This is a genomic window from Hwangdonia sp. (assembly GCF_048381975.1).
GTDB classification, from domain to species: Bacteria; Bacteroidota; Bacteroidia; order Flavobacteriales; family Flavobacteriaceae; genus Hwangdonia; species Hwangdonia seohaensis.
Genome location: NZ_JBLWYT010000007.1, coordinates 117,588 through 130,915, shown reverse-complemented (window position 1 = coordinate 130,915; position 13,328 = coordinate 117,588). Strand labels below are relative to the sequence as shown.

General features: G+C 37.8%; 8 protein-coding genes. 4 read left to right on the top strand and 4 right to left on the bottom strand.

Annotated features, from left to right (window positions below; genetic code table 11):
• Window positions 1–22: 22 nt before the first annotated feature.
• Genes ACN5J7_RS13085 through ACN5J7_RS13070 form a run of 4 tightly spaced genes read right to left on the bottom strand, consistent with a single transcriptional unit; the run spans window position 23 to window position 7,391 of the window.
• Window positions 23–1,699 (bottom strand): SusE domain-containing protein, encoded by a 1,677-nt coding sequence (locus tag ACN5J7_RS13085; RefSeq protein ID WP_418604256.1) that lies wholly within the window; start codon window positions 1,697–1,699, stop codon window positions 23–25.
• Window positions 1,700–1,716: 17 nt separating this feature from the next.
• Window positions 1,717–2,844 (bottom strand): SusE domain-containing protein, encoded by a 1,128-nt coding sequence (locus ACN5J7_RS13080; protein WP_418604255.1) that lies wholly within the window; start codon window positions 2,842–2,844, stop codon window positions 1,717–1,719.
• Between the two features lie 21 nt (window positions 2,845–2,865).
• Window positions 2,866–4,467 carry a RagB/SusD family nutrient uptake outer membrane protein gene (locus ACN5J7_RS13075; protein WP_418604254.1) on the bottom strand — a complete coding sequence of 534 codons (1,602 nt, stop codon included), beginning with the start codon at window positions 4,465–4,467 and terminating at the stop codon, window positions 2,866–2,868.
• 11 nt (window positions 4,468–4,478) lie between these two features.
• Window positions 4,479–7,391 (bottom strand): SusC/RagA family TonB-linked outer membrane protein, encoded by a 2,913-nt coding sequence (locus tag ACN5J7_RS13070; protein WP_418604253.1) that lies wholly within the window; start codon window positions 7,389–7,391, stop codon window positions 4,479–4,481.
• Between the two features lie 251 nt (window positions 7,392–7,642).
• Between ACN5J7_RS13070 and ACN5J7_RS13065 the strand changes: the two genes are divergently transcribed.
• The 4 genes from ACN5J7_RS13065 (at window position 7,643) to ACN5J7_RS13050 (ending at window position 13,320) form a co-directional block, all read left to right on the top strand.
• A complete protein-coding gene (locus ACN5J7_RS13065; protein WP_418604252.1) occupies window positions 7,643–8,716 on the top strand; it encodes a LacI family DNA-binding transcriptional regulator in 1,074 nt (357 codons plus the stop codon).
• A gap of 154 nt (window positions 8,717–8,870) precedes the next feature.
• Window positions 8,871–10,232, top strand: coding sequence for an MFS transporter (locus ACN5J7_RS13060; RefSeq protein WP_418604251.1), 1,362 nt, complete (start codon window positions 8,871–8,873; stop codon window positions 10,230–10,232).
• Window positions 10,233–10,235: 3 nt separating this feature from the next.
• Complete coding sequence (pgmB, locus tag ACN5J7_RS13055; RefSeq protein WP_418604250.1) at window positions 10,236–10,934, top strand: beta-phosphoglucomutase; 699 nt, start codon at window positions 10,236–10,238, stop codon at window positions 10,932–10,934.
• A gap of 79 nt (window positions 10,935–11,013) precedes the next feature.
• The gene (locus ACN5J7_RS13050; RefSeq protein ID WP_418604249.1) at window positions 11,014–13,320 is read left to right on the top strand and encodes a glycoside hydrolase family 65 protein; all 2,307 of its coding nucleotides are present in this window, start codon (window positions 11,014–11,016) and stop codon (window positions 13,318–13,320) included.
• Window positions 13,321–13,328 lie beyond the last annotated feature (8 nt).

Genomic DNA, 13,328 nt, shown 5'->3' with positions numbered 1-13,328 from the left:
TTTTTTTAAGTATAAAATAAATCTAATTCTTAGTATACGTTGGGTTTGCAGGGTCTGAGAAATCCAGCACAAAAGAATATGTTCCTGCGGTTGTAACTAGGTTAGCACCTCCGGCTTCTAAAACGCCATCTCCTCCATCGTCTCCATAATTTACGCCCCAATCGTTATTGGCTCTAAATTTGTATTCCCCATCAATTAAAGTCACATCGTTAAGAATCCAAATATCATTGAATGGTCGCGACCAATCTCTTGTAAATTGAGCATCTGGAGTTGCGCCCCATTCATTATAGGCACCACCAACTAATCCCCAAACATAATCTATGGGTTCTAAAGTGTACGTTAAATCATTCATGTTTACAGTGGCAATATATATTCCAGCAGTAACAACTATGTTTGCTCCGCCTTCTTCCAAAGTACCATCTACACCATCATCACCCCAATTGGTGCCCCAATCGTTGTTCATTCTAAATTTCATTTCACCGTCAATTAGAGTTACAATACCTCTAAACACATCAGAATATTGATCGTATTCCAACATAAAATCCGGTGTTGCACCCCATTCGTTATAGGCACCACCTACAATACCTAATGAAAAGCTTTCAATGGTATAGGTTAGGTTGTTTAAATCCATGGTAATTTTGTACGAGCCTGCGGTTGTAATACTAATGTTTGCACCACCGTCATCAAGCGTTCCATCTGCATCATTATCACCATAATTGTTTGCCCAATCCATGTTTTCTCTAAACTTAATTTCACCAGTTGGTAGCGTAACATAGGCCACTAAAACACCATCAACATCTGTGGTCCAGAAAGGTAAATCTGGTGAACCTCCCCAACCAGTTACGGCACCAACAACACCCCAGTTTGTCGATAAATCCAAAACGGTTAAATAGGTAGTTACCGAAATGGTAACCGTTGATGAAATTCTTTCTAAAACAGAACCAGAAGCACTATCGGTAATCGTTGCTCTTACTCTTAAATCTACATTTCCAGTAGCATCTACGGCAATGCCACTTTGTATAGCCAAGGCGTTTAATTGCGCGTTTGTAAGTGCTATGGCATTATGATTAGTAACATTACCAGCTTCAATGGGCATTGCAAAATCGGTACCTGCCGTTGCGCCTTCTAAAACATAACTAACATCTTGATTTAATGAAGAATCCAAAATAGGATCATCCCATTCTACTGTTATGGCCGTTACATCGTTATTGTCTAGCGATAACACAAAAGCATCTCCGTTATTTACATTATTTATCTCTGGCGCATTAACCGGATAGGTTGTAACCAAAAGTAAAATGTTGTTGGAAAGCTGGCTTCCAGCCGAAACCCTCATGTAAATGGCAACATCTTTAAACGTGCTTACGCCTGCGCTAGCAATAGCATTGTTAAAATCGGCAACCGTCATTGAAAAGTTACTGGAATCTGTCGTTCCCAGAGTAACCGGAGCCGTAAAAGCTTCGTCTGTAGACATTTCTACATTATAAGTACCCCCACCAGTTACCTCATCATTCCATGAAATGGTAAATGCTGGATTGTCCGGTAAAGCGAAATTTAAAAACACGGTACTAATACCCGGTGTGTTTAAAACAAATTTGGCTTCCGGGGTTGTTATCGTAAGGCTTTCTTCGGTTTCACAAGCTGTGAACAAAAAGGCAAATGACAGTAAAAGAAAGCTTATTTTTTTAATATATAAATTCATATCTATTTTTTTTATGATTATAAATTCAACGGAATAAGGATATAACGACCCGTTAAATCGTTAAACCAAACATCGTAGTCGTCTTCAACAATTACAGGAATAGATCCGCCGCCATCTGTAGCAACCCCCGAAAAAGAAGTTGTGCTACCCCATGTTGCGCCTCCGTCTGTTATAAACGTAACGTCTCCAGGTGTTAATCGTAACCCTGATGCATACCAAATATGCCCATCAAAAGCTAAAGGTGTCATAGCTGTTGTTGCTACACTAGAGCCTTGAATTGATAAGGTTACAGGACTTGTAATTCCCGAAGCATCAAAAGGCTGCGTGGTGTATTTTTTTGTTGAAAAATCTATGGTAAAGGTATAAAACCCTGTTTCGGGTACACCAAAACGTCCGGGGTCGTTAGATTGTGTTCCGGGGTTTCCGGCAATATCTCCTTCGGTTTTTGGCGTGTCGCTTCCTTCACTCTCTGTAACGCCCCATTGCGGTTGCCATAAGCCTCTTGATTCCAAAACTTTAAATCGGCCTTCATCAAATCCACCTGGTTTTGCAAAATATCCGGTGTAATAAAAAAGATTTGGATTGGACTCGTCTCTAAATAATGGTGGGTTGTTAGCATTGTTATTCCACCCCGGCGCTGTGCCGTTACCAACTAAATAATAGTCGTTAAACACGTAGTTGAAATATGGGTACACCTCAAATTGAAGTGTGTTGGAGTTTATGGGCTCGCTGTTTTGCGACCCTAATGATGCCACAACTCTTGTGTATAGAGTGGCCCATTCAAAAGGATTTAAACCGGCATTACCCGCTGCGGCATTAATTTCGCTTATAGATAATGTAAGTGCGCTTTGTCCTGTTATCGATGCTGCGGTTACCGGGTTTGTAAACCCTTCGTCGTTAGCAAACTGAATGGCGTAATTTACAGCCGTTTGTTGTCCGTAATCTGATTCTACCCAATTTAATGTTAGTGCAGGATTAGAGGTGTTTACGGCATCCAGCTCTATGCTGGTAAAATTCAAATCTGCCAATATGGGCGCCGTTGGAGCCGATATTTGGAATGTGTCAGTAGTATCGTCGCAAGAACTTAGGAATAGAAAAACTAAACCAATAATGCTAACTGCTGAAAGTATTTTATTTTTTTTCATCGTCTTAATTTGTTTATAATTTTAATATCCTTCGTTTTGAGTAAGATTAGGATTTGCAGCCATACTTGCTGTTGGAATAGGATACACTTTAAAATGTGCCGGTAACGAAATACCATTGCTTCCGTTGCCTTTCCAGGCCCAATTGTAATTACCACCGGTAAATTTATTGTATCGAATTAAATCTTGCCTTCTATGGGCTTCCCAATGCAGTTCTCTAGCTCTTTCGTCCAGAATAAAATCTAAAGTTAAATCGTTTGCAGCAACCGTATTTGGGTTATTTGCTCTGGTTCTCAATGCATTTATATAACCAAGTGCCGTGGTTAAGTCGCCGCCACCGCCTCTTAAATGGGCTTCGGCATACATTAAATACACATCGGCTAATCTGAACAATGGGAAATCGGTATCAACAAAAGTTTGATCGACCCCAAAACCGCCCGTTGACGTGGCATTTGAATATTTTTGAATAATGTACCCTGAATCTTTATCGGATATATCGTCAATATCAACAGGTCTGCCTTCAGAAATAATCGTGTTTCTGGTATCGGTGTTAAACGAACCATCAAACAGTTCTACAAATTGCTTTCTAACTCTAAGCGCGCCGCCCCATCCGCCAGCACTAACGCCAACTTCTGAACCATTTACTTCTAAACTACCAACCGAACCATTAATCATTACCGTGGTAGGCCCATAGTTTTGAGTTGTGAATCCGTCTGAGATAATAGGGAAAATAATTTCGTTTACAGCAGAATTTGTATTGTTGTCTGCCATAAAATTGTGGAGGTAATTGTTCGCTAACGTATAGCCACTTCCAATTATTTTTTCGCTATAGCTTAGACAATCCGCATATCGATCTGCATTAATATAAACTTGTGCATTCAAATACATTTTAGCCAAAATCATATAAGCAACAGCTTTATCTGCTCTGCCGTATTCGTTTTGTTTTGCATCAACCAAATCTGCATCAATCGCTAATAATTCGCTTTCAATAAAAGAAAACAATTCTGCTCTTTCATATACATCTGGTTGCGAGTTAATAGGCGTTGTTTCGTCTGCAAAATTTGCTTTTCCGAAAATATCCATCATGTAATAATAAGCCATAGCTCGCATTAATCTTGCTTCGGCCCTGTATGCTGGCATTTCGTTTCTAACAGCTGTAGACACACTTCTCGCGTCTAATTTCTCAGGCGTGGTTTCTCTTAAAAAGTTGTTTGCCAAGGCGATTGAAAGGTGTGCTCTACTAAACATACCCAATAACAATGGGTTTTGCGCCGTCCATAGGTTTCTTTGGATTTCCCTGGTGCCCGGGTCGTTTTCGTAAGACCAAATCATTTGATCTGCCGACAGGGTTTGCACATATAAAAGTACACGCCCAAATTGACTCGTTCCCGCATCAATGTTTTTAAGGTTTGAGTTTCCTGCACCATCGGTTCCTGTTAAAGCCAAATTAGCGTAAACACCTGCCAATACTTGTTTGTAGGCGGCCTCGTCTTTAAAAAGATCTTCGCTAAGTGTGGTTTGATCGTCATTAGGTGTTATATTCAAGTCATCGGTACACGATGTAAGTGCCACGATAAAAAGACCTATAAGCCCAATTGTTTTGTATATTTTAAATCTTGTTTTCATAGTTGTTTTTATTAAAATTTAAAATTAGCTCCAGCTAAAATGGTTCTCGATCTTGGATAAATAATATTATCTATTCCATTGAATACTTCTGGGTCTAATCCACTATAATTGGTTATAGTAAATACGTTTTGAACACCGCCCCACAGTCTTAAACTTTTTAAATGTTTAGAGATGTTGCTAAACGTATAGCCTAAAGTTATGTTATCCATTTTTAAGAATGAAGCGTCTTCAACATAAATGTCCGAAATAATAACATCAGAAGTTCGTTGGAATCCTGTTTCCAAAACCGATGTTGGCACATTACCTAAAACCGCATTGTCCTGTAATAACTCGTATTGCGCTCTTGAAGAGTTTACGTTATTATAAACGTAGTTTCCTAAGTTGGCTCTTAAGTTGAAAGACAAATCCAGGTTTTTGTAATTGATGTTAGATTGAAATCCTAAAATAACATCCGCTCCTGGGTTTTCCTTTAAATAACGGTCGTCGTCGTTAATAACGTTATCACCATTTAAATCTACAAAAGCACCTTCAATAGGATTGCCTGAATTGTCATATAACTGTTTAAAAACGCTGAATGAATTAGGCGAAAATCCTTCTCTCAACAATTGAATGTTGTTTCCGGTACCACCAGAAATACCACCGGTTCTTACATCTTGACCTAAAGCCAACTCTTTAATTTCTCTATCTAAAAAAGTAGCGTTAAAGTTAAAGTCTACCGTAAAATCGTCTTTTTTAACTACATCGGCATTTAAAGAAAACTCAACACCTTGAATTTGCAACTCTCCAATGTTTTGAATGATACTGTTTGAAAAGTTAGTACCATCTGCCACAGAGGCCGTAAACAATAAATCGGTTGAATTTTTCTGGAAGAAGTTCAACGAGCCCGAAACGCGTTGATCAAACAATCCGTAATCTATACCAAACTCCATGGTTGCCGTTTCTTCCCATTTTAAATCTGGGTTAATTTCTGAGGCTATCAACGATTGGATCACAATATTATCAAACTGGTATTGCGAATTAGAATCGCCACCTCTGTATCGGTTTAAATAAATATCGTTTGCACCAAAAAACGCTTGTTGCCCGGTAATTCCGTAACCCGCTCTTAATTTTAAACTAGAAATGGTTTTAGATTCTTTTAAGAAATCTTCATCACTTAAATTCCACGCTAATGCGGCCGCTGGAAAATCGCCCCATTGGTTGTCTTTACTAAAGCGCGAAGTGCCATCTCGTCTGTAGGTTAAGGTTAATAAATACTTATCAAGAAATGTTAAATTGGCTCTACCAAAAAAGCCGATTAAAACCACATCGGGGTCTGCAAAGGTACTTGGAAGACTTAATGCATCCCTAACATTCCCAGTATTGCTTCCTTCATTGGTAAATTCTTGATACGAATAACCCACGGTAAATTCCGTGCGCATGTTATCAAATGTTTTATTATAGGTTAAATACCCATCAAGTAATTTATTGGTTCTTTTTTGAAAACCTCTTGACGAGTTCACTTTATCTAAATTCTGTATACGAGAACTTAATGAGGTAAAATCAATAATTTTAGCCTCTGTTTCATCAAAACCAATATTTAATACCGCTCTTAAATCGGGTAGGAAATGAAATTTGTAATCAAAATTCAAGTTCCCGTATGTTCTGTTGGAGTCTCCCGTATTATTTCTTTGTAGTAATTCTGCAACAGGGTTTGTTGTTCCATTTGCCAAATTACCGCTAACCATATGTTGGTAAAAACCTCCAAACGGCGACGATGGGTCGTAAACGGGTTGTGTAGGATCGTAGCGTAAGGCTGCGCCTATCTGCCCTGAATCACCAAATCGGTTATCTTCAAATGATAAATTTGCGTTCAAGTTGATTTTTAAATGGTCATCAAAAAAACTAGGGTTTAAGGCTAAGCTTAAGTTTCTTCTTTCAAATTCTGATGTTAACACAGCACCTTCTTGATTGGTAACCCCAAATGAAAATCTTGCCGGCAACACTTTAAAAAGCGATCCTTGCATAGATAAATTATGCTGAGTTGAAACAGTATTTCTAAAAATTTCATCTTGCCAATTGGTGTTTGCCGTACCCAATAAACTTTCATCAAGCGTGGTACCGTTTATAGGTTGCGATGCCACTAATTGTCTGTAAGCATTTCCAGAAAAAACATCTACTCTGTCCGTTAGTTCACCAAAACTGTATTGGGCATCGTAAGTAGCGCTAAAGGTAGATTTACCTTTTTTGGTTACAATAATAATAACACCGTTTGATGCTCTCGATCCATAGATGGCCGTAGCCGAAGCATCCTTTAAAACAGAGAACGAATCTATGTCGTTAGGGTTAATACTTGCCAAAACACCTCTGGAACCGTTAACACCATTATTATCAATAGGCAATCCATCAATAATGATAAGCGGATCGTTTGATGCGTTAATGGATGAACCACCACGAATTTTGATTTGAGAACCCGAACCCGGTGCTCCACTGGTTGTAACGCTTACACCAGCTACACGACCACTTAATAGGTTTTCTGGTGTAACAATGTTTCCTTTAGTAAAGTCCTCAGAAGTAATGGCTTCCACAGATCCCGTAGCATCTTTTTTAGTGGTTGTACCATAACCAATGATAACAATTTCGTTTAATTGGGCGGCGTCTTCATTTAATTGAACATTTAATGAGGCTTGCCCAGAATAGGTAATTTCAATGGTTTGATAGCCCACATAAGAGAATACCAATATGTCTCCGTTGTTAACTTCAATTCGATAATTACCATCAAAATCCGTTGCCGTTCCTGTGGTCGTGTTTTTAATAACGACGTTCACCCCTGGAAGCGGAATAGAGGTTGATTGCTCGGTTACTGTTCCTGTTAGTGTCGTTTGCCCAAACATGAGTATGGGTACAAAAAACAGAAAAAACAATAAGCTTTTAGTAGTTGTCTTCATACAATTTTATTAAAATTAGTGTAATAGTTTAGTTTATTTATATTTTCACTTCTCAGGGATAAAATTAGGCAAACTATTGCTAAGAAAACAATTTTGGATTACGAAATTCTCAGCGAAAACGTTTTCGTGTTAACAACTTTTTATGTTTTTTATCATATACTAAAAAATCTGCAAGAATGAACGATTATAAAATAATGTAATATCTTTAAGAACTTAATTACATAGCACCAAAATCTCCTTAACAGATTCTCATGAAAAGAAAGATTACACTGAAACAAATAGCACGCGAACTGGATGTTTCCATTTCAACCGTTTCAAAAGCACTTAGTGGCAGTAAAGAAATTAGCGAAGAGACCACCCAAAAAATTCAGGCATTCGCCAAATTTTACAACTATAAACCCAACAACATTGCGCTCAGCTTAAAAAACAGAAAAACAAAAACCATTGGGATTTTAATACCCGAAATCGTGCACCACTTCTTCTCTACCGTTATTCGAGGCATAGAACGCGTGGCCAACAGAAGGGGTTATAACGTTATTGTGGGGTTGTCCAACGAGTCGTTTGCAAAAGAAATCATCAATATGGAGATGCTTGCCAATGGTAGTATAGATGGGTTTATTCTCTCCATTTCAAAAGAAACGTTGCTCAAACAGGATTACCATCATTTTAATGCCACCATAAACCAAGGCATGCCCATTGTTATGTTTGATAGGGTTGTTAATGAAGTGGATTGCGACAAGGTAATTGTCGACGATTTTAACGGGTCGGTAAAAGCCGTAAAAAAGCTTATTGAAAACGGCTGTAAAAACATTGCGCTAATAACCACTATGGATTATGTAAGTGTGGGGCGATTGAGAACCCAAGGCTATATTGAAGCATTGGAGCAAAATAAAATAATTGCAGAGCCTAATTTGATATTGAAAATTGATGATAGTTTGGATGTAGAAGATCAATTTGAAGGTTTGGAACAAGAAATAGAACAGTTTTTTAAATCCAATGGTAACATTGATGGTGTTTTTGCCGTTAACGAACTTTACGCGGTAACCGCGATGAAGGTGGCAAGAAAGTTGGGGCTTAGTATTCCCGAGGATGTTCAGGTTATTGGTTTTACCGATGGCGTACTCTCAAAACATGCCACACCAAGTTTAACAACGGTAAGCCAGCACGGTCAGAAAATTGGCGAACAGGCCGCAAATTTATTGATAGACAGATTGGAAGCATCAGATACAGAAAGTCCCCAATATTTTAAAAATGGCGATAAAAAATCAGACTTTATAAAAGTGGTAATCGAAACCGATATTATTGAAAGAGAATCAACTAAATAGTTTCGTAACATCCTATTGAAACAAAAAAATTATTAGGAATAATAAAATTCTTTTATATCTTTGATGCCGATTCAAAACTTATATTTTCACTTCTCACAATAAGTTTTGATAAGTTATCGCTTATCGAAATAGTATTAATTTAAATATACTATTAATGGAAAAGCGTAGATTAAGTTTCTGGGAAATTTGGAACATGAGTTTCGGGTTCTTGGGAATACAAATGGGTTTTGCACTCCAAAATGCCAACGCCAGTAGAATACTTCAAATTTTCGGAGCCGATGTTCATGAACTATCATGGTTTTGGATAATTGCGCCTTTAATGGGCTTAATTGTTCAACCCATCGTTGGGCATTATAGCGATAAAACCTGGGGAAGATTTGGCAGACGTAAACCATTCTTTTTGGTGGGTGCCATTTTAGCATCTATTGGTTTGGTATTAATGCCACAGGCCGATATGTTTATTGCCTTTTTACCCGCACTTTGGGTTGGCGCAGGCATGCTCATGATTATGGATGCATCGTTCAATATTGCCATGGAGCCATTTCGCGCTTTGGTTGGCGATAACTTAAGAACAGACCAACGTACATTGGGTTTTAGCGTGCAAACGGCACTCATTGGTTTTGGAGCCGTTATTGGCTCGTGGTTGCCTTATGCTTTAACAAATTGGTTTGGAGTTTCTAATGAAACCGTCGAGGGCGCTGTGCCATTTAATTTAATCCTGTCCTTTATTATTGGCGCTATCATTTTAATCGCTTCAATTTTAGTAACCGTGCTAACAACTAAGGAATATTCGCCCGAAGAATTAGCAAATTTTGAAGATGAACAAAAACACGCTGATACTATAAGTAATGATGGTGAAGAGGTGAAATCCAGTTTGATGGATATTTTTGAGGATTTCAAAAAAATGCCAACAACCATGCGCCAATTAAGTTGGGTGCAATTCTTTTCTTGGTTCGGGCTTTTCGGCATGTGGGTATTTGCTACACCGGCAATTGCGCAACACATTTACGGGTTGCCGCATACCGACAGTAGCAGCTCAACCTATCAAGATGCCGGAGATTGGGTAGGGATTCTGTTTGGGGTTTATAACCTAATATCTGCATTTTATGCTTTTGCACTGCCTTATATCGCTAAGAAAATCGGACGTAAAAAAACGCATTCCATATCGTTAATTGTGGGTGGTTTGGGCTTGCTATCCATTTACATTATGCCAGATGAAAATTGGCTAATTGTTTCCATGATTGCCGTTGGTATTGCTTGGGCAAGTATTTTGGCTATGCCCTACGCTATTTTAGCTGGCTCGATTTCCCCAAAGAAAATGGGTGTTTACATGGGAATTTTTAATTTCTTTATTGTTATCCCCCAAATAATCAACGCTTTAATTGGTGGCCCACTTGTAAAATATGCCTATGACAATCATGCCGTATATGCCCTAATGATGAGTGGCGTAAGCTTTTTAATCGCGGCATCTTTAGTTTATAAGGTCAAGGATGTTGACGATGTAATTCAATCTTAACAAATGAACAAAACAGGAATCATATTCGATTTGGACGGTGTTATTGTAGACACCGCAAAATACCATTTTTTAGCATGGAAACACCTCGCGGATGATTTGGGTTTCGAATTTACCGAAACACATAACGAATTGCTTAAAGGAGTTAGTCGCGTAAGGTCTCTAGAAATTCTTCTGGACATAGGAAATATTAAGCTTTCAGAAGAAAAAAAGCAAGAGATTCTAATTAGTAAAAATGAAGATTATTTAAGCTATATCACCAAAATGGGGCCTGAAGAAATTCTTCCGGGTGTAACAGCGCTTTTAGATACTTTGGATGGTTTGGGAATTCAATATGTATTGGGTTCTGCAAGTAAGAATGCGACATTAATTTTAAAGAAAGTTAATTTATTTGAGAGGTTTATTGGAATTGTTGACGGGAACAGTGTTTTTAAAGCAAAACCAGACCCCGAAGTGTTTTTATTGGGAGCAAAAATGCTAAAACTAAAACCGGAAAAATGCATTGTTTTTGAAGATGCCATCGCGGGTGTTGAAGCGGCAAATGCTGCCAATATGATTTCCATCGGGATTGGTGATAAACAAACGCTTCATAAAGCCGATTTTAATTTTAAGGATTTAACCGAAATTAGTTCAGATTTCATCAAAGAGCTCAGTACTATAAAAGAGAAAAAAGAACAAAAAGTAGAGAAAATAGAAAATAAATAATATTGGAGAAATAGGGTCATTAGTTAGTGGGTTTAATAGCAAACCGACCTAATGTCTATTCTCTATCATCTAAAATAAAATGAATCAAGATTATATAAAACCAGATAGCTGGTCCATCATTGAAGAAGGTTTCGATACACATCGTGTTAAATCTTCCGAAAGTATATTTAGCATTGGTAATGGTGCTATGGGGCAACGTGCCAATTTTGAAGAGCATTACTCCGGACCAACGTTTCAAGGCAGTTACATAGCCGGTGTGTATTACCCCGATAAAACCAAAGTAGGATGGTGGAAAAATGGCTATCCCGAATATTTTGCCAAAGTACTTAACGCACCAAATTGGATTGGTATAAACGTGTCTGTTAATGGCGAGCAATTGGATTTGTTTACCTGCAAAAAGGTTGACAACTTCAAAAGGGAACTTAACATGCAAGAAGGTTGGTTGTCAAGAAGTTTTATGGCTACTTTACAGAACAACATTCAAATAGAGGTTAAAACCAAGCGTTTTCTAAGTTTAGATTTGGAAGAATTAGGCGCTATAGAATATCATATCACACCAATAAATAACGATGCCCAAATTCAATTTCAACCCTATTTGGACGGCGGTATTACAAACGAAGACACCAATTGGGACGATAAATTTTGGGATATCTTAAAGGTCAGTCACGAAAATAATCGGGCTTTTATTGAAACGAAAACCATGAAAACGGGTTTTTATGTTTCCACATTTATGGAATCCAAAGTCTATCTAAACAATAAAGGGTTGTTTCTAAACCCTGATATCAATTCAGAAGATAATTATATTTCTTTTGATTATAACCATCACGTAAAAAAAGGCGAAACCTACTCCATTCAAAAATTCGGAGGTTACGTTACAGACAGAAACTACGATAAAACCGAATTGGTCTCAGTGTCTAAACAAATTTTAGACAAAGCTATAACCTTGGGATTTGATGGGCTGTTAAAAAAGCAAAAAGAAGCTTGGGTGAACATTTGGGAACGCGCAGACATCAATATTACTGGCGATGTAAAAGCGCAACAAGGTATTCGTTTTAATATTTTTCAACTCAACCAAACCTATTTGGGTAAAGATTCCAAATTAAACATTGGCCCTAAAGGGTTTACAGGCGAAAAATATGGTGGCAGTACCTATTGGGATACCGAGGCGTATTGTATTCCTTTTTACATGGCGACTAAAGATGAAAAAGTAGCCAGAAATTTATTGGAGTACCGTTATAATCATTTGGAAAAAGCTATTGAAAACGCCGAAAAATTAGGCTTTAAAAACGGTGCAGCCTTGTACCCTATGGTAACCATGAATGGTGAAGAATGCCATAACGAATGGGAAATCACATTTGAGGAAATCCATCGAAACGGTGCCATTGCATTTGCTATATTCAATTACTACAGATATACTGGAGATTATAGTTATATTCCCGAAAAAGGCTTGGAAGTGCTTATAGGAATTGCACGTTTTTGGCAACAGCGCGCTTCGTTTTCAACCGATAAAAACAAGTACGTTATTTTGGGTGTTACAGGGCCAAATGAATATGAAAATAATGTAAACAACAATTGGTACACCAACTATATAGCGCAATGGTGCATTAGTTATACGATTGAAAACATCGAAAAAATAATGCTTGAGTATCCAGCTGATTATATTAGAATTATTGATAAGCTAAAGCTTAATAAACTTGAAATAGAGCAATGGAAAACCGTTGCCGACAACATGTATTTTCCGTATTCCGAAAAGCACCAAGTGTATTTACAACAAGATGGCTTTTTAGATAAAGAACTCATTGCGGTTTCAAATTTAGATAAATCGCAGCGCCCTATAAATCAAAAATGGTCATGGGACAGGATCCTGCGTTCACCGTATATAAAACAAGCCGATGTTTTACAAGGATTTTACTTTTTTGATGATCAATTTACTACAGAATCATTAGAGCGTCATTTCGATTTTTACGAACCTTTTACCGTTCACGAAAGTTCGCTATCGCCTTGTGTACACAGTATTCAAGCCGCTAAATTAAACCGGATGGAGCAAGCGTATCAGTTTTATTTGCGCACCTCGCGATTGGATTTAGACGATTACAATCACGAAGTTCACGAAGGCTTGCACATTACATCAATGGCAGGCACGTGGATGAGTATTGTTGAAGGCTTCGGTGGGATGCGCGTTAAAGATAATAAGCTGTCGTTTACGCCAAAAATACCAGAGCAATGGGAAGCCTATTCATTTAAAATCAATTTTAGAAATCATATTTTAAAAGTAGATATTGGCCATAAACAAACCCATTTTGAAATTTTAAGCGGCAGCGAGCTCGAAATTCTTGTAAACAACAAACCTATATTGCTTAAAACCAAACAGTTGCAAGCTGTATAGATTATATA

Excerpts from the sequence above, each read along its gene's own strand:
- ACN5J7_RS13080 (WP_418604255.1), bottom strand. The coding sequence starts at position 2,844 with ATGAAAAAAAATAAAATACTTTCAGCAGTTAGCATTATTGGTTTAGTT.
- ACN5J7_RS13070 (WP_418604253.1), bottom strand. The coding sequence starts at position 7,391 with ATGAAGACAACTACTAAAAGCTTATTGTTTTTTCTGTTTTTTGTACCC.
- pgmB (WP_418604250.1), top strand. The coding sequence starts at position 10,236 with ATGAACAAAACAGGAATCATATTCGATTTGGACGGTGTTATTGTAGAC.
- ACN5J7_RS13085 (WP_418604256.1), bottom strand. The coding sequence starts at position 1,699 with ATGAATTTATATATTAAAAAAATAAGCTTTCTTTTACTGTCATTTGCC.
- ACN5J7_RS13065 (WP_418604252.1), top strand. The coding sequence starts at position 7,643 with ATGAAAAGAAAGATTACACTGAAACAAATAGCACGCGAACTGGATGTT.
- ACN5J7_RS13075 (WP_418604254.1), bottom strand. The coding sequence starts at position 4,467 with ATGAAAACAAGATTTAAAATATACAAAACAATTGGGCTTATAGGTCTT.
- ACN5J7_RS13060 (WP_418604251.1), top strand. The coding sequence starts at position 8,871 with ATGGAAAAGCGTAGATTAAGTTTCTGGGAAATTTGGAACATGAGTTTC.
- ACN5J7_RS13050 (WP_418604249.1), top strand. The coding sequence starts at position 11,014 with ATGAATCAAGATTATATAAAACCAGATAGCTGGTCCATCATTGAAGAA.